This is a genomic window from Pseudomonas parafulva NBRC 16636 = DSM 17004 (assembly GCF_000730645.1).
In the GTDB taxonomy this organism is placed as follows: domain Bacteria; phylum Pseudomonadota; class Gammaproteobacteria; order Pseudomonadales; family Pseudomonadaceae; genus Aquipseudomonas; species Aquipseudomonas parafulva.
The window spans coordinates 22,311-43,638 of the sequence record NZ_BBIU01000016.1 but is presented as its reverse complement, the minus strand read 5'-3'; the positions used below and the strand labels follow the sequence as shown (position 1 = coordinate 43,638).

General features: G+C 61.8%; 15 protein-coding genes. 6 read left to right on the top strand and 9 right to left on the bottom strand.

Annotation, left to right across the window (positions count from 1 at the left end):
* Positions 1 to 14: 14 nt before the first annotated feature.
* The 6 genes from infB (at position 15) to PPA02S_RS11675 (ending at position 7,367) form a co-directional block, all read left to right on the top strand.
* Positions 15 to 2,540, top strand: coding sequence for a translation initiation factor IF-2 (infB, locus tag PPA02S_RS11700; protein WP_028632621.1), 2,526 nt, complete (start codon positions 15 to 17; stop codon positions 2,538 to 2,540).
* A 118-nt stretch (positions 2,541 to 2,658) separates the two neighbouring features.
* Positions 2,659 to 3,057, top strand: coding sequence for a 30S ribosome-binding factor RbfA (gene rbfA / locus PPA02S_RS11695; RefSeq protein ID WP_028632620.1), 399 nt, complete (start codon positions 2,659 to 2,661; stop codon positions 3,055 to 3,057).
* A gap of 3 nt (positions 3,058 to 3,060) precedes the next feature.
* Positions 3,061 to 3,978 carry a tRNA pseudouridine(55) synthase TruB gene (gene truB / locus PPA02S_RS11690; protein ID WP_028632619.1) on the top strand — a complete coding sequence of 306 codons (918 nt, stop codon included), beginning with the start codon at positions 3,061 to 3,063 and terminating at the stop codon, positions 3,976 to 3,978.
* A 149-nt stretch (positions 3,979 to 4,127) separates the two neighbouring features.
* Positions 4,128 to 4,397, top strand: coding sequence for a 30S ribosomal protein S15 (gene rpsO, locus PPA02S_RS11685; RefSeq protein WP_023533188.1), 270 nt, complete (start codon positions 4,128 to 4,130; stop codon positions 4,395 to 4,397).
* Positions 4,398 to 4,646: 249 nt separating this feature from the next.
* Positions 4,647 to 6,752, top strand: a complete 2,106-nt coding sequence (gene pnp / locus PPA02S_RS11680) for a polyribonucleotide nucleotidyltransferase (protein WP_028632618.1) — start codon at positions 4,647 to 4,649, stop codon at positions 6,750 to 6,752.
* A 264-nt stretch (positions 6,753 to 7,016) separates the two neighbouring features.
* Positions 7,017 to 7,367, top strand: coding sequence for a BON domain-containing protein (locus PPA02S_RS11675; protein WP_028632617.1), 351 nt, complete (start codon positions 7,017 to 7,019; stop codon positions 7,365 to 7,367).
* Between the two features lie 108 nt (positions 7,368 to 7,475).
* On the opposite strand, the gene PPA02S_RS11670 is transcribed toward PPA02S_RS11675, so the two are convergent.
* The 9 genes from PPA02S_RS11670 to PPA02S_RS11630 all read right to left on the bottom strand — a co-directional run bounded on the left by PPA02S_RS11670 (position 7,476) and on the right by PPA02S_RS11630 (position 21,324).
* Positions 7,476 to 10,415: a DUF748 domain-containing protein gene (locus PPA02S_RS11670; RefSeq protein WP_028632616.1), complete on the bottom strand. Its 2,940-nt coding sequence runs from the start codon at positions 10,413 to 10,415 to the stop codon at positions 7,476 to 7,478.
* A 78-nt stretch (positions 10,416 to 10,493) separates the two neighbouring features.
* Entirely contained in the window at positions 10,494 to 11,363 is an 870-nt protein-coding gene (locus PPA02S_RS11665) for an oxygenase MpaB family protein (protein WP_028632615.1), read from the bottom strand.
* 37 nt (positions 11,364 to 11,400) lie between these two features.
* Positions 11,401 to 13,335: an acetate--CoA ligase gene (acs, locus tag PPA02S_RS11660; RefSeq protein WP_028632614.1), complete on the bottom strand. Its 1,935-nt coding sequence runs from the start codon at positions 13,333 to 13,335 to the stop codon at positions 11,401 to 11,403.
* Between the two features lie 147 nt (positions 13,336 to 13,482).
* Entirely contained in the window at positions 13,483 to 15,147 is a 1,665-nt protein-coding gene (gene pgi / locus PPA02S_RS11655; protein WP_028632613.1) for a glucose-6-phosphate isomerase, read from the bottom strand.
* A 202-nt stretch (positions 15,148 to 15,349) separates the two neighbouring features.
* Positions 15,350 to 16,213, bottom strand: coding sequence for a pantoate--beta-alanine ligase (gene panC, locus PPA02S_RS11650; RefSeq protein WP_028632612.1), 864 nt, complete (start codon positions 16,211 to 16,213; stop codon positions 15,350 to 15,352).
* The gene (gene panB, locus PPA02S_RS11645) at positions 16,210 to 17,010 is read right to left on the bottom strand and encodes a 3-methyl-2-oxobutanoate hydroxymethyltransferase (protein WP_028632611.1); all 801 of its coding nucleotides are present in this window, start codon (positions 17,008 to 17,010) and stop codon (positions 16,210 to 16,212) included. The genes panC and panB overlap by 4 nt, the downstream gene beginning before the upstream one ends.
* Before the next feature lie 272 nt (positions 17,011 to 17,282).
* Positions 17,283 to 17,762 (bottom strand): 2-amino-4-hydroxy-6-hydroxymethyldihydropteridine diphosphokinase, encoded by a 480-nt coding sequence (gene folK / locus PPA02S_RS11640; protein WP_028632610.1) that lies wholly within the window; start codon positions 17,760 to 17,762, stop codon positions 17,283 to 17,285.
* Positions 17,759 to 19,141, bottom strand: coding sequence for a polynucleotide adenylyltransferase PcnB (locus tag PPA02S_RS11635; RefSeq protein WP_028632609.1), 1,383 nt, complete (start codon positions 19,139 to 19,141; stop codon positions 17,759 to 17,761). The genes folK and PPA02S_RS11635 overlap by 4 nt, the downstream gene beginning before the upstream one ends.
* A 740-nt stretch (positions 19,142 to 19,881) precedes the next feature.
* Positions 19,882 to 21,324, bottom strand: a complete 1,443-nt coding sequence (locus PPA02S_RS11630) for a sigma-54-dependent transcriptional regulator (protein ID WP_028632608.1) — start codon at positions 21,322 to 21,324, stop codon at positions 19,882 to 19,884.
* Positions 21,325 to 21,328 lie beyond the last annotated feature (4 nt).

Sequence of the window (21,328 nt, the reverse complement as noted above, 5' to 3'; positions counted from 1 at the left end):
GAGGAGAGAAGTGCATGACGCAAGTCACGGTGAAAGAACTGGCCCAAGAGGTCGAGGCACCGGTAGAGCGCCTGCTGCAGCAGATGCGTGAGGCAGGTCTGCCGCACACCGACGCCGGTCAGGTAGTGACCGACAATGAGAAGCAGACCCTGCTGACTCATTTGAAGAGCAGCCACAAGAGCAAGGCGGAAGAGCCGCGCAAGATTACCTTGCAGCGCAAAACCACCAGCACGCTGCGTGTCGCCGGTAGCAAGAGCATCAGCGTAGAAGTACGCAAGAAGAAAGTATTCGTGCAGCGCAGCCCGGAAGAAATCCAGGCTGAGCAGAAGCGTGAGCTGGAAGAGCGCCGTGCGGCTGAAAACGCTGCACGTGACAAGGTCGAGGCCGAAGTCCGTCAGCGCAACGAGGAGCAGGCGCGCCGTCAGGCCGCTGAGGCGCCTGCCGCTACTCCTGCACCGGCCGCCAAACCGGCACCGGCACCGGCCGCTGCTGCACCGGCAGTTGCCGACGCCCCTGCGTCCGAAGACGCCGCAGCCCGTGCTGCCGAGCGCAAGAAGGACGAGACCCGTCGCAACGAAAGCCGTACCCGTGATGACGACCGTCGTCGTGGTGAGGCGCCGCGTGTGTCGATCAAGGTCAAGGTAAAAGAGAAGGAAAAGGCGCCTACGCCGCGTGCAGCGCCGCGCACCACCGACGAAGAGAGCGATGGCGCTCGTCGTGGCCGTGGTGGCAAAGGCAAGCTGAAGAAGCGTAACCAGCACGGCTTCCAGAACCCGACTGGCCCCGTCATCCGTGACGTGACCATCGGCGAGACCATCACCGTCTCCGAGCTGGCCAACCAGATGTCCGTCAAGGGCGCTGAAGTGGTCAAGTTCATGTTCAAGATGGGTACCCCGGTTACCATCAACCAGGTGCTCGACCAGGAAACCGCACAGCTGATCGCTGAAGAGCTGGGCCACAAGGTCACCCTGGTCAGCGATACCGCCCTGGAAGACTCCCTGGCCGAATCGCTGAAGTTCGAAGGCCAGTCCGAGTCGCGTGCGCCGGTGGTTACCGTCATGGGTCACGTCGACCATGGCAAGACCTCGCTGCTCGACTACATCCGTCGTGCCAAGGTTGCCGCTGGCGAAGCCGGTGGTATCACCCAGCACATCGGTGCCTACCATGTGGAAACCGACCGCGGCATGGTCACCTTCCTCGATACCCCGGGCCACGCAGCGTTCACCCAGATGCGTGCCCGTGGTGCCAAGGCCACCGACATCGTCATCCTGGTGGTGGCGGCGGACGACGGCGTGATGCCTCAGACCCGCGAAGCCGTTCAGCACGCCAAGGCTGCTGGCGTACCGCTGGTGGTTGCGGTGAACAAGATCGACAAGCCAGGTGCTGACCTCGATCGCATCCGTAACGAACTGGCCGTCGAAGGCGTGACCTCCGAGGACTGGGGTGGTGACACTCCGTTCGTCAAGGTTTCGGCGAAGATGGGTACCGGTGTCGATGAACTGCTCGAAGCCGTCCTGCTGCAGGCCGAGATCCTCGAACTGACCGCAACCCCGACCGCGCCAGGTCGTGGTGTAGTCGTCGAATCGCGCCTGGACAAGGGCCGCGGCCCAGTGGCCACCATCCTGGTTCAGGACGGTACCCTGCGCCAGGGCGATATGGTGCTGTGCGGCTCCAACTATGGCCGCGTGCGTGCCATGCTCGACGAGAACGGCAAGCCTGTTAAGGAAGCCGGCCCGTCGATCCCGGTCGAAATCCTCGGCCTGGACGGTACCCCGGAAGCCGGTGACGAGCTGTCGGTGGTGGCTGACGAGAAGAAAGCCCGCGAAGTTGCCATGTTCCGTCAAGGCAAGTACCGCGAGGTCAAGCTGGCCCGCGCTCACGCTGGCAAGCTGGAAAACATCTTCGAGACCATGGGTCAAGAAGAGAAGAAAACCCTCAACATCGTGCTCAAGACCGATGTGCGTGGTTCGCTCGAAGCGTTGAACGGCTCGCTTGGCGGCCTGGGCAACGACGAAGTGCAGGTTCGCGTGATCGGTGGTGGTGTAGGTGGTATCACCGAAAGCGACGCCAACCTGGCGCTGGCTTCGAATGCAGTACTGTTCGGCTTCAACGTGCGTGCCGATGCCGGTGCGCGCAAGATTGTCGAGCAGGAAGGTCTGGATATGCGTTACTACAACGTGATCTACGACATCATCGAAGACGTCAAGAAAGCCCTGACCGGCATGCTCGGCAGCGATGTTCGCGAGAACATCCTGGGCGTTGCCGAAGTGCGTGACGTGTTCCGCTCGCCGAAGTTCGGCGCCATCGCTGGCTGTATGGTCATCGAGGGTACCGTGTACCGCAACCGCCCTATCCGCGTACTGCGCGAGGACGTTGTGATCTTCGAAGGCGAGCTGGAATCGCTGCGTCGCTTCAAGGACGATGCTGCCGAAGTGCGTAACGGCATGGAGTGCGGTATTGGCGTGAAGAGCTACAACGACGTTAAGGTCGGCGACAAGATCGAAGTCTTCGAGAAAGTCCAGGTGGCTCGTACCCTTTAAGGGCGGGCACGTTGCGGGCAGCCCTTCTACGGGGCGGCTTGCAGCACCTCTTCAGGTAGCGCCCGGTCAGGCATTGGTCTGACCGGGCGTTTGCCGCTTTAAGTTACAGGTAACAAGAATGGCCAAAGAATATAGCCGTACCCAACGCATTGGCGATCAGATGCAGCGCGAGCTGGCCGAGCTGATCCGCCGTGAAGTCAAGGACCCGCGCGTCGGTCTGGTCACCATCACTGCTGTTGACGTCAGTCGCGACCTGGGCCATGCCAAGGTGTTCATCACCGTGATGGGCGAGGAAACCCCCGACGCCGTGCAGCAGTCGCTGAAGGCGCTGAACAGCGCAGCCAGCTTCCTGCGCCTGCACCTGGGCCGCTCCATGCAACTGCGCAGCGTGCCGCAGCTGCATTTCCATTTCGATGAAAGCGTCAGCCGTGGTGTTCACCTGTCGGCGCTGATCGAACGTGCAGTGGCCGAAGACCGCCTGCACAAGGATGCCGACGAGCCGGACACCAAGGAGTAAGCGGTGGCCCAGGTCAAACGTATCCGCCGCAATGTCAGCGGCATCATTCTGCTGGACAAGCCTTTGGGCTTTACGTCCAACGCCGCCTTGCAAAAGGTGCGTTGGTTGCTCAATGCCGAGAAGGCCGGCCACACCGGCAGCCTTGATCCCCTGGCAACCGGTGTGCTGCCGCTGTGCTTTGGCGAAGCCACCAAGTTTTCGCAGTACTTGCTCGATTCCGACAAGGGCTACGAAACCGTCATGCAGATGGGCCAGACTACCAACACCGGCGACGCCGAAGGTGAGGTACTGCAGACCCGCGAGGTAACCGTTGGTCGTGCCGATATCGAAGGCGTGCTGCCGCGTTTTCGCGGGCCGATCAGCCAGATACCGCCGATGTACTCGGCGCTCAAGCGTGACGGGCAACCCCTTTACAAGCTGGCGCGTGCAGGAGAGGTAGTGGAGCGCGAGGCGCGTTCTGTTACTATTGGCCGGCTTGAGTTGCTCGAGTGCGAAGGCACCCGTGCACGGCTGAGCGTAGGTTGCAGCAAGGGCACTTATATCCGCACTCTGGTGGAGGATATCGGTGAGGCCCTGGGTTGCGGTGCCTATGTCGCCGAACTGCGCAGGACCCAGGCCGGGCCGTTTGCCCTGGCCCAGACGGTAACCCTCGAGCAGCTCGAACAGGCCCACGCCGAAGGCGGTAACGAAGCGCTCGACCGCTTCCTGATGCCATCGGACAGCGGCCTGCTGGACTGGCCATTGGTGTGCTTGTCCGAGCACAGCGCGTTCTACTGGCTGCACGGCCAGGCAGTACGCGCTCCGGACGCGCCGCAATTCGGCATGGTCCGGGTACAGGATCACAATGCCCGCTTCATCGGTATCGGTGAGGTGAGCGAAGACGGGCGCATTGCGCCGCGTCGACTGATTCGGTCGGAATGACCGAAACCACAGGCCAGGGCATGTGCCCGAACCTGCGGAACCGAGGTTGGCTGTCAGTAGGCACGGTCACACCTCTTTTATTGATACAGGGAGCAGTCCCTGGCCTATTGGAACCCGTTCGCGGGGTCCGTTTAATCAGGAGAAGCCTCATGGCCCTCAGCGTTGAAGAAAAAGCTAAGATCGTTGCCGAACACCAGCAAGCCGCCGGCGATACCGGTAGCCCGGAAGTGCAGGTTGCTCTGCTGACCGCCAACATCAACAAGCTGCAAGGCCACTTCAAGGCCAACGACAAAGACCACCACTCCCGTCGTGGTCTGATTCGTATGGTTAACCAGCGTCGTAAGCTGCTGGACTACCTGAAGGGCAAAGACACCACCCGTTACAGCGCGCTGATCGCTCGCCTGGGCCTGCGTCGTTAATAACGGCCTGGTTGGTGGTGTGCATGGCGTGCCGCAGGCCTCGGCAAGGCTGTTATCCAGCCTTGCCGAGGGGCACGCCTTGCATATATTCGAGGTTGGCAGCCTGGCAATGCTGAGCGGTTATCCGCTTGGCGCCAGGCTCCCAGCCTCGTGTTGTATCTGGACGGTCGACGGGGCCGATTCCCCCTGCTGCCCAAGCATTCGCAAGAAACCAGTTCCCCCAAGAGCCACTGAAGAAGGTAGGAAACCGTGAACCCGGTAATCAAGACATTCCAGTTCGGTCAATCGACCGTTACTCTCGAAACGGGCCGCATTGCCCGTCAGGCAACCGGCGCCGTGCTGGTTACCGTCGACAACGACGTCACCGTGCTGGTGACCGTGGTCGGTGCCAAGCAAGCCGACCCAGGCAAGGGCTTCTTCCCGCTCTCGGTTCACTATCAGGAAAAAACCTACGCCGCTGGCAAGATCCCAGGCGGTTTCTTCAAGCGTGAAGGCCGTCCTTCCGAGAAAGAAACCCTGACCTCGCGCCTGATCGACCGCCCGATCCGTCCGCTGTTCCCGGAAGGCTTCATGAACGAAGTGCAGGTCGTCTGCACCGTGGTTTCCACCAGCAAGAAGACCGACCCGGACATCGCTGCGATGATCGGTACCTCGGCTGCCCTGGCCATTTCCGGCATTCCGTTCGAAGGCCCGATCGGCGCTGCCCGCGTTGCTTTCCATGAGAGCACCGGCTACCTGCTGAACCCGACCTACGAGCAACTGGCTGCCTCGAGCCTGGACATGGTCGTTGCTGGTACCTCCGATGCCGTACTGATGGTTGAGTCGGAAGCCCAAGAGCTGACCGAAGACCAGATGCTGGGCGCCGTACTGTTCGCCCACGACGAATTCCAGGCTGTGATCCAGGCAGTCAAGGAGCTGGCTGCAGAAGCCGGCAAGCCGACCTGGGACTGGAAACCTGCGGTTGCCAACACTGCACTGCTCAATGCCATCCGCGCCGAATTCGGCGAAGCGGTTTCGCAGGGTTACACCATCACCGTCAAGGCCGACCGTTATGCGCGCCTGGGTGAGCTGCGTGACCAGGCTGTGGCCAAGTTCTCCGGTGAAGAAGGCCAGCCTTCGGCGTCTGAAGTAAAAGACATCTTCGGCGAAATCGAATACCGCACCGTTCGCGAGAACATCGTAAACGGCAAGCCACGCATCGATGGCCGCGACACCAAGACCGTGCGCCCGCTGAACATCGAAGTTGGCGTGCTGCCAAAAACTCACGGTTCGGCGCTGTTCACCCGTGGCGAAACCCAGGCCCTGGTCGTTGCCACGTTGGGTACTGCCCGTGACGCCCAACTGCTGGACACCCTCGAAGGCGAGAAAAAAGACCCCTTCATGCTGCACTACAACTTCCCGCCGTTCTCGGTAGGTGAGTGTGGCCGCATGGGGGGTGCTGGCCGTCGTGAAATCGGCCACGGCCGCCTGGCCCGTCGTTCGGTTCAGGCCATGCTGCCTGCTGCTGACGTGTTCCCGTACACCATCCGTGTGGTGTCGGAAATCACCGAGTCCAACGGTTCCAGCTCCATGGCGTCGGTCTGCGGTGCCTCCCTGGCCCTGATGGACGCCGGTGTGCCGATGAAGGCGCCGGTTGCCGGTATCGCCATGGGCCTGGTCAAGGAAGGCGAAAAATTCGCCATTCTGACCGACATCCTGGGCGACGAAGACCACCTGGGTGACATGGACTTCAAGGTAGCCGGTACCGCCAAAGGCGTTACTGCGCTGCAGATGGACATCAAGATCAACGGCATCACCGAAGAGATCATGGAAATCGCCCTGGGCCAGGCCCTGGAAGCGCGCCTGAATATCCTCGGCCAGATGAACCAGATCATTGGCCAGTCGCGCACCGAGCTGTCGGCCAACGCCCCGACCATGATCGCGATGAAGATCGACACCGACAAAATCCGTGACGTCATCGGTAAAGGCGGCGCCACCATCCGCGCCATCTGCGAGGAGACCAAGGCTTCGATCGATATCGAAGACGACGGCTCGATCAAGATCTTCGGCGAAACCAAGGAAGCGGCAGAAGCTGCCAAACAGCGCGTCCTTGGTATCACGGCCGAGGCCGAGATCGGCAAGATCTACGTGGGCAAGGTTGAGCGCATCGTCGACTTCGGCGCGTTCGTGAACATCCTGCCTGGTAAGGACGGTCTGGTTCACATCTCGATGCTGAGCGATGCCCGCGTCGAGAAAGTGACCGACATCCTCAAGGAAGGCCAGGAAGTTGAAGTACTGGTACTGGACGTGGACAACCGCGGCCGTATCAAGCTGTCGATCAAAGACGTAGCTGCGGCGAAAGCTTCCGGCGTCTGAATAGCGACAACGCGGTAGAAAAGGGCCCCGATCGGGGCCCTTTTTTTATGACCGCTGCGGAACCTTTAGCGGACTTGCATCTTGCATGCAGTTTTATCGTGCAGATTGCAGAATGCACGATACAGGCGATTCGTTACTTTATGTAAGTAATTGATATATAAGCAGAAATAACAATTCTGAAAGCTGGCACAGCCCCTGCAACTAGTCTTGTATCTGCCGCCAGGACACAGGGCGCAGACCTTTCGAAAAACAGGAGTGACTCACATGAAGAAGTTCGCCATCGCTGCCGCTACTGCTACCGCTCTGACCCTGACCATGGCTAACGCCGCTTTCGCAGCCCAGGCCACTCAAGCGCCAATGATGCTTGCAGCTGGTGAGGCCACCAAAGCCAAAGAAGCTACTTCCGACACCTGGATCACCACCAAGGTCAAAGCTGATCTGCTGACCGAAAAAGGCATTCCAGGTAGCGACATCAAAGTCGAAACCAACAAGGGTGTGGTATCGCTGTCTTCGGACGTAGCGGTAACCGACTCCCAGAAAGAGATGGCCGTTGCCATCACCAAGAAAATCAAAGGCGTCAAGGCAGTCTCTGCCGACGGCCTGAAAGCAGAATAAGGATTGTCCCGCTGGCCAAATGGATTTGGCTAAACAAAAAATCCGATACCAGCTTCTGGTATCGGATTTTTTTTGCCTGCTTGGTTTACGGTCTAGTTGGCCAACCCGTTACTCCGCATCCAGATGCAGCGGTGTCACAACCCGCCCATCCTGCTCCGGCTTGCCAAGGCTGGTATCAATGAAATACACCCGGTCATCTTGCAGCTTGCCCTTGTCCACCAGGTAATCCTTGATACTGCTGGCTCGCTCCTGGCCCAACGTGCGCAGTAATGCGGTGCTTTCCGACCACGACTTGATCACCGCCTCGCGCAGCCGTGCCGCCCGTTCGTCACGCCCAAGCTGTTCCCACTCGGCGGGTGGCTGCTGTTTCAGGCGGGTGCGGTAGATGCCCTCGAGCATTGCCGGCTTGTCGCCATCGTCTACCGCCAGCATCGAGGCGTTGGCCGGTACCTTGTCGCCGCGCCGCTGCAGGATCTTGTACCAGGTTGCCTGGTACTCACGCTCCAGGCGCTGCTGGGCAATCAACGGCCCGTCACTGGCCTGGGCGCTGGTACCCTCGATCTCAAGGCGCAATTCCGGGCGTTTTTTCAACGCTTCGGCTAGCTTGTCCAGTGACGCCTGGGCATCACCGCCCAACTCGCTGGAACCGGGTGCGAAGGCCACGGTGCCGAGGTCTTGCGAACCGCCGCCGGCGATCAGCCCGCCGATGAACTTGAACGGCGCCTGGGCCGCGCGCAGCACCAGGTTACGCAAGGTCTGCCAGACGATGGGCATTACACTGAACTGTGGGTTGTTGAGGTCGCCCGACACCGGCAGCTCGATGGAAATCTTGCCTTGGGTGTCTTTCAAAAGCGCTACCGCCAGCCGGATTGGCAAGTCGACGGCATCCGGGCTGTCGACCTTCTCCCCAAGCTGCAATTGCTCCACCACCACCTTGTTCTCGGCCTTCAGCTGGCCCTTGGTGATCAGGTAATGCAGGTCCAGGTTCAGCCGGCCCTTGCGAATGCGATAGCCTGCGAACTTGCCTGAGTAGGGGGTGAGGGTGGTCAACTCCACGCGCTTGAAGCTGGTAGCGATATCCAGGCTTGCGAGTGGGTCGAACGGGTTGAGGGCACCTTTGATGGTGACCGGTGCGTAGCGGTCGACCTTGCCCTGGACTTCCACCTTGGCGGGCAGCGGTTTACGGTTATCAATGGTGCCGATTTGCCCGTTCAACTGTTGCGCAGCCGTGGCGAAGTTGGGCGTGAGGGAGAGGTCGGCGAAATTCGCCGAACCGTCGTTGATCACGATCTGGCCAATATGCACACCCAGCGGCTTGTCGCCTTTGCTGGCAGCAGCAGGCTTGGCCTGTACCGTCGCCGGGGCGCTGGCTGGCTGTGGAATCAGCAGGTCGTTGATGTTGGTGGTGCGGTCCTCGTTGATGATGAAGCGCGCATAAGGCTGTTGCAGGGTGACCTTGTCGATCGACAGCGCATCACCGTGCACGTAAGAGAGCCCATCAACGTCGACTTCTTGCCATTTCACGAAGTCACGGCTCTTGATGGTATCCAGCGTGTGCAACTGGCTCACCTGCGCCTTGCCCGTGACCGTCAAGGCCAGCGGGGCAGTGTTCTTCAGATCCACCTTGAGGTCGCTGGCTAGCATGCCGCTGCGCAGCTCCAGCAGGATGTAAGGGCTGATGTAGGCTTGCGCAAGGCGCAGGTCGATATCGTGGGTGTTTACGTCCAGTTTTGCCCATACCGGCGCCAGGTTCACCTGCCCGCTGGCCTGCAGCTTGCCTTGCTTGCCGACCCCGGTGTCGAGCCTGACCTTGAAGGGCGTCTTGTTGAGGCTGTCGAAGCCTTGCAAGTCGGCATTGAGCGGGCCTAGGTCGAGGGCCACCGGTTCCTTCTGGGTGCGGTCGGCCAGGTGCACCAGGTAATTGCGCAACTGCACGTCCTTCAGAAGCACCTGCCAAGGCGTGCTGGGCTGGGTAGCGGCCGGCTGTTCAGGGGCGGGCCCGGCAGCCGCCGGTTCGGCCTTTTCCTTGGGCGTGGCCTTGGCCGGCTGGCTGGCGAACAGCTTCTGCCAGTCGAGCTGGCCGTCCTTTTCCAGGGCGGCCCAGGTTTCCAGCTTGTCGCTGCGGACCTTGCCAACGGTCACCCGCTGCTTGACCAGGTCGACTGTGGTTTCACTCAAATCCAGGTTGGCCAGGCGCGCCAGGGGGCGTCCATCGGGGGCCTTGATGGCGAACGGTGCAATCCGCAGCGAGGCGTTTTCCAGCACCAACTCGGTCTTTTTTGCCAGGTTCAGGCGGTAGTGCGTATTCAGGCTCAGCTTGCCGTCCTCGAGCACAAGCGGAACAGCATCGCGCACGTAAGGCCAGAACAACTTCATCTTGCCATCGGTGACCTTCAACGTGCCTTCGGAAGCGATGGGGGACAGGCTGAGGGTGCCTTGCCAATCGATGCGTCCGCCGTTGGGGCCGTTCGCAACCAAGGTCATGTCGGCATTGTCGTCGGGCAGGGTGCTGAGGTTCTTCAGCTCCAGGTTCATGTTGTCGTAGAGAAACTCGATGGGCTCGCTTGGGCGCTGGTCCTCGAAGCGCAGGTAGCCTTGTTCAAGCTTGATGCTGCCAATACGCAGGGGGAACGGCTTGCCCGGTGGCTCATCTGCCTTGGCGTCGCCGGCGGGGAGCTTGAACAGGCGCGCCAGGTTGAGCGTGCCGTCCTTGGCGAACAGCACCTCGTTGCGCAGCTTGGCCAGTTCCACTGCCTCCAGGTGCAGGGCGCCGGTCCACAGGCTGTCCAGTGACAGGTTGGCGTAGAGCTTCTCGAAGGCCAGCTGTTCCTTGCCCGGTTCACCGATCTGCAGGCCCCACAGGGTAAGTTCCAGGCTGAACGGGTTGAATTCGAGCCGTTGCAGGTGCGCTGGTACGGTGGCGTACTGGGCCAGTTGTTGATTGGCGATACGCAGGGCTACACCGGGGAGGATGAAGAAGCCGAGCAGGCTGTAGAGGGCGACCAAGGCCAGCAGTGCGCCAGCGGCGCGCATCAATCCTTTGTACATGTATCGCTTCGTCTGTGCGGGCAGGGGGTGGTTGGAGTATGGCACGTTAAATCAGTTCCGCTGAGCGGGCGGCAGCGCTTACTCAATGCCCATGCGCCTGCGGGCGCGGTGGGCCGAGCCATCGCGCATCGCCCAGCGCAGCACTGGCGCGGTGCGTTGCAGGCCCAGCCGGATCATGCGCTGCTGCAGGGGGCCGTGCTCCAGGCCCAATAATTGCTGCGCCCAGGCAGGCATCAGGTCGATGCCGGCGTGCAGCATCAGTTTGCCCACCGGTTGCGCCAGGCGGCTAGGGGCTGGGGCATCGAGCAGGATGCGGACCACCTCGTGGCTGCGTGCATCGCAGCTGAGCTGAGGGCGCATATGCTGGAGATAATCCTCCACCTGCCGGCAGGTGCGTGGTACGTCGCGGGCCCCTAGGCGCTCCGCGACCAGTGCGATTTCGCCGTAGTACGCGTCCTGGTCAGCAACTGACAGGTGCGGGTCGCGGTAGCGCAGGTGCGCCGCCAGAAAGCTGCTCACTTCGGCCACGTGCACCCAGGTCAGCAATTGTGGGTCGCTGGCGGCGTAAGGGCGGCCATCAGGCGCATGGCCGGTGACCTGCAGGTGAATCTGGCGCACCTTCTCTATCAGCCATTCGGCATCGGCGGTGGCGCCGAACGTAGTGCCAGAGATGAACTGGCTGGTGCGCCGCAGCCGGCCCAGCAGGTCATGACGGAAATTGGAATGGTCCCACACGCCGGCCAGCGCCAGAGGGTGCAGCAATTGCAGCATCAGGGCGCTGATGCCGCCCACCAGCATGCTCGGGAAGTCGCCATGCACCCGCCAGCAGAGGCTGTGGGGGCCGAACAGGCCAGGGTCGCCCTTGGGTGACTCCAGGTCGAGCTGGCCCAAAGCCAGCCCGGTAAGGCTCATGACCTGTTTTTCAATGCGGCGGCGTAGGGCTTCCATGGCGATCTGGGGTGCAGGGCGGCCAGGTGGCCGCCGGTTACTGATTGAGACGGGTGTCGATCAAGCCCTGTACCACGCCTGGGTCGGCCAGGGTGGAGGTATCCCCCAGGCTATCCAGTTCGTTGCAGGCGATCTTGCGCAGTATACGCCGCATGATCTTGCCCGAGCGGGTCTTGGGCAGTGCGGGTGCCCACTGGATCAATTCGGGCCGTGCGAAGCTGCCGATCTCCTTGCTGACCAATGCCAGCAGTTCTGCCTTCAATGCATCACCCGGTGTAACCCCGTTCATGGTAGTGACGAAGGCATAAACGCCCTGGCCCTTGAGGTCATGGGGGTAGCCGACCACGGCGGCTTCGGCAACGCTGTCATGCAGCACCAGCGCGCTCTCCACCTCGGCGGTGCCGATGCGGTGCCCCGAGACGTTGATCACATCATCGATGCGCCCGGTGATCCAGTAGTCACCGTCGGCGTCGCGGCGGGCGCCGTCGCCGGTGAAGTAGTAACCCGGCATCGGTTTGAAGTAGGTCTCGACCATGCGTGTGTGGTCGCCGTAGACGCTGCGGATTTGCGCCGGCCAGCTGGCCTTGATGACCAGCAGGCCCGCCCCGGGCCCTTCGATGACCTGGCCCTGCTCATCCAGCAGCACAGGTTGCACGCCGAACATGGGCTGGGTGGCGCAACCCGGTTTGAGGGTGGGGTTGCCGGGCAGCGGGGTAAGCATGATGCCGCCGGTCTCGGTTTGCCACCACGTGTCGACGATGGGGCAGCGCTGCTGCCCGACTTCCTCGAAGTACCACTGCCAAGCCTCCGGGTTGATCGGCTCGCCAACGGTACCCAGCAGCCGCAGGCTCTGGCGTGAGGTGCCTTGCAATGGCGCTGAGCCTTCGCGCATCAGGGCGCGCAAGGCCGTAGGCGCGGTATAGAAGATATTCACCTGGTGCTTGTCCACCACCTGCCAGAACCGTGAGCTGTCCGGGTAGTTGGGCACGCCTTCATACATCAGCGAAATGGCACCGTTGGCCAGTGGGCCATAGACAATGTAGCTGTGACCGGTCACCCAGCCCACATCGGCCGTGCACCAGAACACATCGCCGTCGCGGTAGTCGAACACCACCTTGAAGGTCAGGGCCGCCTGCAGCAGATAACCGGCGGTGGTATGCAGTACACCCTTGGGTTTACCCGTGCTGCCGGAGGTGTAGAGGATGAACAATGGGTCCTCCGCATCCATGGCTTCGGGCTGGCAGTGGTCACCGGCGTGCTCGGTAGCCTGGTGGTACCAGAGGTCGCGGCCCTCGCTCCAGTCAACCTCGCCGCCCGTGCGCTGTACCACAACCACTGTGCTTACGCCGGGGCAGCTGGCCAGGGCCTTGTCGACGTTCTGTTTGAGGGGGATGCGTTTGCTACCGCGCACGCCTTCGTCGGCGGTGATGACGGTACGGCAGTCGGCATCCAGAATACGGTCACGCAATGCATCCGGGGAAAAGCCGCCGAATACCACCGAATGCACTGCGCCGATGCGCGTACAGGCCAGCATGGCAAAGGCCGCCTCAGGGATCATGGGCATGTAGATGCAGATGCGGTCGCCCTTTTTCACGCCGCGCGCTTTCAAGGCATTGGCCAGGCGGCACACGTGCAGGTGCAGTTCGCGGTAGGTGATGGCCTTGGCATCGGCCGGGTCGTCACCCTCCCACAGCAGGGCAGTCTGATCCCCGCGCTGGGCCAGGTGGCGATCAATGCAGTTGTAGCTGACGTTGAGCTGGCCGCCTGCAAACCAGCGGGCATCGCCCGTGTTCAGGTCACACTGCTGCACCTGCTGCCAGGGTTTGATCCAGTGCAGGCGCTTGGCTTGTTCGGCCCAGAAGGTGTCTGGGTCGTCGACCGACTGGCGGTAGAGGCGGCGGTAGTCGTCTGGGGATAAAGCGGCTGCCTGGCTGACGGCCAGGGCTTGCGGGTATTTGCGCAGATCGAACATGGCGGTGGTCCTGCTCTTGTAAGGGGCGATGGACGGCAACGGCTATTCGATAAGACAGTGTAGTGGAAGGGGGTGTTCAACCTGCTCCCACCGGTTGCAACACACAGCTACAAAAGCCTGTGGGGCACCGGTGGGAACAGGTAGGGACTAGCCGCGATGGCGGCCGCGGAAGTAGTTGATCAGGCCCTGAGTGGAGCCATCGTCAGCGGTGGTTTCAGTGCTGCCGACCAGGCGCTCGTAAACACCCTTGCCCAACTCTTTACCCAGCTCCACGCCCCACTGGTCGAAGGCGTTGATACCCCAGACCACGCTCTGCACGAACACCTTGTGCTCGTACATGGCTACCAGCGCACCCAGGCGGCGAGGGCTGATGCGTTCGACCACCAACGTGTTGCTTGGGCGGTTGCCCGGGATGACCTTGTGCGGCGCCAGTTTGGCGATGTCTGCTTCGTCCATGCCCTTGGCTCGCAGTTCTGCTTCGGCTTCTTCACGGGTTTTGCCGAGCATCAGGGCCTGGCTCTGGGACAGGCAGTTGGCGTAAAGCCATTGATGATGGTCGGCGACCGGGTTGAAGCTCACCACCGGGACAATGAAATCGGCGGGGATCAAGTGGGTGCCCTGGTGCAGCAACTGGTGATAGGCATGCTGGCCGTTGCAGCCCACACCCCCCCAGATCACCGGGCCGGTTTCGGTCTTCACCGGTGAGCCATCCTGCAGCACGCTCTTGCCGTTGGACTCCATGTCCAGCTGCTGCAGGTGCTTGGTGATATTACGCAGGTAGTGGTCGTAGGGCAGGATCGCGTGGCTGCTGGCGCCCCAGAAGTTGCCGTACCAAACGCCAAGCAAGGCCAGCAGCACCGGCATGTTCTTCTCGAACGGCGCGGTCTGGAAATGCTGGTCCATGGTGTAGGCGCCAGACAGCAGTTCCTTGAAGTTGGCAGTGCCGATGGCCAGTGCAATGGGCAGGCCGATGGCCGACCACAGGGAATAACGCCCACCCACCCAGTCCCACATCGGGAAGATGTTTTCTTCCCGGATACCGAAGGCCACGGCCGCAGCCTTGTTGCTGGATACGGCGATGAAGTGGCGGTAGAGCTCGGCTTCCGAGCCGCCCTGGGCCAGGTACCAAGTACGCGCCGCCATGGCGTTTTTCAAGGTTTCCAGCGTGTTGAACGACTTGGACGAGACGATGAACAGGGTGGTTTCGGCACGCAGGCTGGCCGACAGCTCGTGGAATTCGCTGCCGTCGATATTGGCCAGGTAATGGCAGCGTACCCCCCGCTGGGCGTAGGGCAGCAACGCTTCGGACACCAGCTCCGGGCCGAGGAAGGAGCCACCGATACCGATGTTGACCACATCGGTGATCGGTTTTTCGCTGTAGCCGCGCCACAGGCCGTCGTGGATGCGGCCGACCAGTTCGGTGATCTGGTTGAGCACTTTGTGCACTTCCGGCATGACGTTCACGCCGTTGACGCTCAGCTTGTCGCCGACCGGGCGGCGCAGTGCGGTGTGCAACACCGGGCGGCCTTCGGATGCGTTGATGATCTCGCCATTGAACATCGAGGTGATGGCGTCCTGCAGGCCCACTTCCTTGGCCAGGTTCACCAGCAGGTCGCGGGTTTGCTCGGTGATCAGGTTTTTCGAGTAGTCCAGGAACAGGCCACAGGAGCTCAGGGAAAACTGCTCGAAACGCTGGGGATCGGCGGCGAATGCCTCACGCATGCTGAAACCTTGCATGGCATCGCGGTGTTGCTGAAGCGCCTGCCAGGCGGGCAGGGCCGTGACATCGTGTGGGTTACGGTAATACGCCATTGCGCGGGGTCCCTTGTGCATTGTGTTGCCTTGGACACGGCAGTCATTGCCGCGTTCAGACTGGCACCATTATAGGCAAAGGCCTCGCGCTGGGAATGGGTATCACCGGGGGATTTGGATGAAGCTTTTGCAGGGCCGGCAGCGCGTCAGGGCGGCTGTAGGAAAGGCCTTACCCAGGTGTAAGGCCAATCCGAAAAGACACCTACGCGGTTTTGTCTTCAACATGCAGGTAGAGATTATCGATCAGCCGGGTGGTGCCCAGGTAAGCGGCGGCGATCAGCACCAGGTCGCGGTCATCGGGCAGCGCCGGGCGCAGGCTCACGGCATGACGCACTTCCAGGTAGTCCGGCCGCAGGCCGGCCGCGTTCAATTGCGCTTGCCCGTCGGCTGTCAGCGTCGCGAAATCGCGCTGCCCACGCGCGATGGCCGCGCCCAGGTGCTGCAGAATACGGTACAGGGCGGGGGCTTGAGCCCGCTGCTCCGGCGTGAGGTAGCCATTGCGTGAGGACAGTGCCAGGCCATCCTCGGCGCGTACGGTTGGCTGGCCGATGATCTGGATGGGCATGTTCAGGTCGCGGACCATGGCGCGTATCACCGCCAACTGCTGGTAGTCCTTTTCGCCGAAAACAGCGAGGTCCGGCTGCACCATGTTGAACAGCTTGCTGACCACGGTGGCCACACCTTCGAAGTGGCCTGGCCGGCTGGCGCCGCACAGGCCTTCGGACAGCTGCGGTACGCTGACCCGGGTCTGCACGCTGGCGCCGTCGGGGTACATCTCCTGAACGGCTGGGGCGAACAGCAGGTTGCAACCCGATTCCACCAGCAGCTGCTGGTCTGCAGCCAAGGTGCGCGGGTACGTGTCCAGGTCTTCATTGGCGCCGAATTGCAGCGGGTTGACGAAGATGCTCGCCACCACGAAATCGGCGCACTGCGCGGCCTTTACCACCAGCGCGGCGTGGCCGCTGTGCAGGTTGCCCATGGTGGGCACGAACCCGACACGCTTGCCTTCGCTGCGGGCCCTGGCCACGGCTGCGCGCAGTTCGCGAACGGTCTTGACTGTATTCATGCGCTGAACCCGTGTTCGCTGGCTGGGAAGCTGACCTGTTTGACTGCCTGCACATAGGCTGCAAGGGCGCTGTCGATATCTGGCTGGCCGTGCATGAAGTTTTTAACGAACCTGGCCACCCGGCCACTGAGCGACAACCCCAGCATATCGTGCAGCACCAGCACCTGCCCGTCAGTGGCGCTGCCCGCACCAATGCCGATAACCGGCACGCCGGCGGCCTGGGTGATCTGCGCAGCCAGTTCGCTGGGCACGCACTCAAGCAACAGCATGGCGGCGCCTGCCTGCTCCAGGGCTTTGGCATCGGCCCGCAGCTGGGCCGCCTGGGCTTCCTCACGGCCTTGCACCTTGTAGCCGCCCAGAACGTTGACGGTCTGCGGCGTCAGGCCCAGGTGGGCGCACACCGGCACGCCCCGTTGGGCCAGCTGGGTGATGGTTTCGGCCAACCATGCGGCGCCCTCGATCTTGACCATATGTGCACCTGCCTGCATCAGGGCGGCGCTGTTGGTAAAGGCCGCTTCCGGAGTGGCATGTGCCATGAACGGAAGGTCGGCAAGGATCAGCGCGCCGTGGTTGCCCCGTTTCACGCAGGCTGTGTGGTAGGCCATGTCTGCGGTGCTGACCGGCAGGGTGCTGTCGTGGCCTTGCAGGACCATGCCAAGGGAGTCGCCCACCAGCAGCACTTCGACACCGGCCTGGCTGGCGGCCTTGGCGAACGTCGCGTCGTAGCAGGTCAGCATGGTGATTTTTTCACCCTTGGCTTTGAGGCCATTGAGGGTGGAAAGGGTTACTTCAGGCATGTAGAAAATTCCTCGTTCAGGCGCTGTAGGAAACGACTGCGTTCAACCTGTGTAGTCATTTTCCGGAGCGGCACATCATCGCGTGTGATGTTCGGGCACAGGTCCGTCCGGGCCTAGATACGGGTTTATACGGGTGCGCGGCATCAGGGTGCCACACGGGACGCCTATAGTCGTGAGCGAGGTGGGGGAAGTCAATCACCCTGTTACCGCATTGTTACGATCAGGGTGTTACTGGCGTTACCGGGCCGCGTATGGGCGGCGAAGGGCACTGGTTACAGGCGTTCCAGCCCCGCGTACGGGCACGCCTCAAGCAGTTGTGCGAGGCGGCGGCCATCGGCCAGCTGAAAATCGGCGGGTACCAGCTCAGCCAAGGGGTACAGCACGAAAGGCCGTGCATGCATATGGTAGTGGGGTACTTGCAGGCGCGGCAGGTCGAGCACCTGGTCGCCGAACAGCAGGATATCCAGGTCCAGCGTACGCGGGCCCCAGCGTTCCTTGCGTACGCGGCCCTGGTCGTTCTCGATGGCCTGCAACGCATCGAGCAGGGCCAGGGGCGCCAGGGCGGTGTCCAGCGCGGCAACGGCGTTGGTGTAACGCGGCTGGCCGGGCAGCAAGGAGTCGCTGGTGTACAACGCCGAGGCCGAGACCAGGCGGCTTGTCGCGATCTCGCCAAGTGCCTGCAACGCACTGCGCAACTGGTGTGCGGGTGCGTCCAGGTTACTGCCCAGGCCGATGTAGGCGCGAACTGTCACTCGAATGCCTCTTCGCCACCACGCTTGCGTTTGCTGCCGCTACGTTTGCGTTTGCGCGTACCGCCGGCTTCGTCCCGGCTGCCAAGGTCTCGGATCATGTCGCGACGTTCGCTGTCGTTGGCGTCCTGGTAGTCAGTCCACCACTGGCCGAGCTCGTCGGTTTCTTCACCGGCACTTTCCCGCAGCAGCAGGAAGTCGTAACCGGCGCGGAAGCGCGGGTTGTCCAGCAGCATGTCGGCACGCTTGCCACTGCGTCGCGGCAGGCGCTCCTGCATGTCCCAGATTTCGCGAATAGGCAGGGTGAAGCGCTTGGGGATGGCAATGCGCGCGCACTGCTCGGCGATCAGGTCGTGGGCCGCGCCGTTCATGGCCGGAATAGGCGGCACACCCTGGCTTTGCAGGTGCAGTACACGGGCTGGTAGGGCAGGCCACAACAGCGCGGCGAACAGGAACGCCGGGGTGACCGGTTTGCCTTGTTTGACGCGCAGGTCGGTATTGTTGAGTGCCTGGCTGATCAGCGTGTGGGTGTAGGTGGGGCGTTCGTCCAAGGCATGCGCGCTGGCGGGGAACAGCGGCTCGAAAAGCTGCAGATCTACCAGCATTTCAAAGGCGAGCGCGCCGTGGCCGGACAGGAACAGCTTCAGGCTTTCTTCGAACAGGCGCGCTGGCGGGATTTCCCGCAGCAGCGGAGCCAGTTCGCGGATAGGCTGCACGGTATGTTTTTCGATGCCGAAGTCGAGCTTGGCTGCGAAGCGCACAGCACGCAGCATGCGTACAGGGTCTTCCTGGTAGCGATGGGTGGGGTCGCCGATCAGGCGCAACAGGCGATTGCGCACATCGTGCACGCCGTTGGCGTAGTCCAGGATGCGCTCGCTGACCGGGTCGTAGTACAAGGCATTGATGGTGAAGTCGCGGCGCTGCGCGTCTTCCTCCAGGGTGCCGTATACGTTGTCGCGCAGAATGCGGCCGTTGGCATTATGCGACGAACGGTGGCTGTCACTCTGGTCGTCCTCGGAGTGCGGCGCACGGAACGTGGCGACCTCGATGATTTCACGGCCAAAGTGCACGTGAACCAATTTAAAACGCCGGCCGATGATGCGCGCATTGCGGAACTCGGCCCGCACCTGCTCGGGCGTGGCGCTGGTAGCGACGTCGAAGTCTTTGGGTGTGATGCCTAGCATCAGGTCGCGGACACAGCCACCCACCAGGTAAGCCTGGTAGCCGGCGCTTTGCAGGCGCTCCACGATATTGACCGCGTGGCGACTGAACTGGTGGCGCTGCAGCGAATGCTGGCTCTTGTTGATCACCTCAGGCGTGGTGCGCCTGTGATGCTGGCCCGTCACGGGCGGGCGGAACGACTGGAACAGCTTCTTCAGCATGGGATGCACTGTTTGAAGGAATGTTCGGCCAAGGATAAGAGAATGGCCGCATGATGGGCGGGGATTCTAGCATTTACTGACGGGATGGTGTAGGCGGTCGCAGAATGCCTGCCAGAAGGGTAGAAACGACAAGGGGAGCCTAAGCTCCCCAAGAAGTCGTTGCGTGCTCTTATTGTTTTTGTACGGGCTTCTTGTTTTTGTTGAGTGCCCTGCCATCAAGCTCGAAGCTTGTGGACCACCCCCAAACCAGGGGTAAAGAGCAAACGGATTGCTTTGGTCGCTGATGCCATGTTGATCTGTCGATCCAATCAGTTCAGGCGCTGCTTTTTAGTGCAGTTTTTGTTGTTCTCTGCCTGATCGTGGGGCAAGCCCCAAACATCCATCCTCTCCAAAAGAATCAGTTAGCTGCGCCTCCGCCGTCTTGTTCTTATTGTGCGTGAGCCGTTTCGTCTTGTTCTTATTGTGGGTTGCAGTGCTTGTTATTGTTTTTGTACTAAGCATATAGCAGGAGCCGTGCCAACTTTGGCAGCGCCAGTAAATACGGGGGTTTGGGGTTTTTCGCGGGGAGCGGGGGCGGGTGAAATGTAGAAATTTCGTTACCGAACGCCTCGTTACTGTTACGTCGGCAGGGGGTAGGTAACAGATTTTTACGGTGGGTAGTGTGGGGAAGGGACCTGCAGGGGGGAAAGTCGCGAGTGCCTATCGGGGAGCATACCCGGCAGGCACCCGCGGTGATGGGGTCACTCGCTGGTTGCGTTGCTCTTGCGCCGCGGAATGCCCAGGCGCTGGCGGCGTTCCCACAGGCACTTGCGGCTGACACCAAGCTTGCGTGCCAGCTCGGTTTCGGTCATGTGGTCCTGGTGCTCCAGCACGAAATGCTGGAAGTAGTCTTCCAATGACAAGTCCTCGGTAGGCTCATGGCTGGCATTGCCGGCGCTGGCGACGGTCAGTGCGTTGTCCAGCAGTTCATCTTCTTCAAGATCGCTCAACTCGATGTCGATGCCCAGCAGCTCTGCGGAGATCTCCGGGCTCTCGCTGAGGATCACCGCCCGCTCGACCGCGTTTTCCAGCTCCCGCACGTTGCCCGGCCAGCTGTAATGACGGATGGCTTGCTCGGCCTCTGGCGAGAACTGCAGGTCGTCACGGCCAATACGGGCACTTTGCCGTGCCAGGAAGGCACTGGCGATTTCGTTCACATCGCTGCCGCGCTCGCGCAGGGCCGGCAGCTTCAGGGCGATAACGTGCAGGCGGTAATAAAGGTCTTCACGGAACTGGCCGGCCTTGGCCAGGTTCTTCAGGTCACGGTGCGTGGCGGCGATAAGGCGAACGTCCACCTTCTGCGATTGCACAGAACCCACCCGGCGAATTTCACCTTCTTGCAGCACCCGCAGCAGGCGGGCTTGGGCTTCCAGGGGCAGCTCGCCGATTTCGTCAAGGAACAGTGTGCCGCCGTCCGCCGCTTCTACCAGGCCAGCCCGGCCGGCGCTGGCGCCAGTGAACGCGCCTTTTTCGTGGCCGAACAGCTCGGACTCGATCAACGTTTCGGGGATGGCGGCGCAGTTCACCGAAATCATCGGTGCCTTGGCGCGGCGCGACAGGTTGTGCAGGGCGCGGGCAACGAGCTCTTTGCCGGTACCCGATTCACCTTGGATCAGTACATTGGAATCGGTGGGTGCCACCTTGCGGATCTTGCTGAACATGTCCTGCATCGGCGGGCACGAGCCGATGATGCCGATCTCGCCATTGGCCGAGGCCGCTGCGCTCTTGTCTGCGGCCGCCGCCTTGCCGGCCGCGGGCCGTGGCTCAGCCACCGGCGCAGGTGCCGGGGCGTTCTGCCGGTCGCGCAGGATGCGTGCTACGGCCTGGAGCATTTCGTCGTGATCGAACGGCTTGGCGATATAGTCAACCGCACCCATCTTCATCGAATCCACGGCCGAGCGCAGGCTGGCGTAGCTGGTCATGATCAGTACCGGGGTACCCTGCCCAAGCTTGATCAGCTCCGTGCCAGGGGCGCCGGGCAGGCGCAGGTCGCTGACGATCAGGTCGAAGGTGGCAATGCTGAAGCGTTCCTGGGCTTCCTGCACCGAGCCGGCTTCGCTGACCTGGTACTGGTTCCGCTCAAGCAGGCGACGCAGGGCCGAGCGGATGATGGTTTCGTCTTCGACGATCAGAATATGCGGCATTGAT

What these genes read in the sequence shown, in the direction of transcription:
- infB (WP_028632621.1), top strand. Translation starts at nt 15, where the DNA reads ATGACGCAAGTCACGGTGAAAGAACTGGCCCAAGAGGTCGAGGCACCG.
- rbfA (WP_028632620.1), top strand. Translation starts at nt 2,659, where the DNA reads ATGGCCAAAGAATATAGCCGTACCCAACGCATTGGCGATCAGATGCAG.
- rpsO (WP_023533188.1), top strand. Translation starts at nt 4,128, where the DNA reads ATGGCCCTCAGCGTTGAAGAAAAAGCTAAGATCGTTGCCGAACACCAG.
- PPA02S_RS11675 (WP_028632617.1), top strand. Translation starts at nt 7,017, where the DNA reads ATGAAGAAGTTCGCCATCGCTGCCGCTACTGCTACCGCTCTGACCCTG.
- PPA02S_RS11670 (WP_028632616.1), bottom strand. Translation starts at nt 10,415, where the DNA reads ATGTACAAAGGATTGATGCGCGCCGCTGGCGCACTGCTGGCCTTGGTC.
- PPA02S_RS11665 (WP_028632615.1), bottom strand. Translation starts at nt 11,363, where the DNA reads ATGGAAGCCCTACGCCGCCGCATTGAAAAACAGGTCATGAGCCTTACC.
- acs (WP_028632614.1), bottom strand. Translation starts at nt 13,335, where the DNA reads ATGTTCGATCTGCGCAAATACCCGCAAGCCCTGGCCGTCAGCCAGGCA.
- pgi (WP_028632613.1), bottom strand. Translation starts at nt 15,147, where the DNA reads ATGGCGTATTACCGTAACCCACACGATGTCACGGCCCTGCCCGCCTGG.
- panC (WP_028632612.1), bottom strand. Translation starts at nt 16,213, where the DNA reads ATGAATACAGTCAAGACCGTTCGCGAACTGCGCGCAGCCGTGGCCAGG.
- panB (WP_028632611.1), bottom strand. Translation starts at nt 17,010, where the DNA reads ATGCCTGAAGTAACCCTTTCCACCCTCAATGGCCTCAAAGCCAAGGGT.
- PPA02S_RS11635 (WP_028632609.1), bottom strand. Translation starts at nt 19,141, where the DNA reads ATGCTGAAGAAGCTGTTCCAGTCGTTCCGCCCGCCCGTGACGGGCCAG.
- PPA02S_RS11630 (WP_028632608.1), bottom strand. Translation starts at nt 21,324, where the DNA reads ATGCCGCATATTCTGATCGTCGAAGACGAAACCATCATCCGCTCGGCC.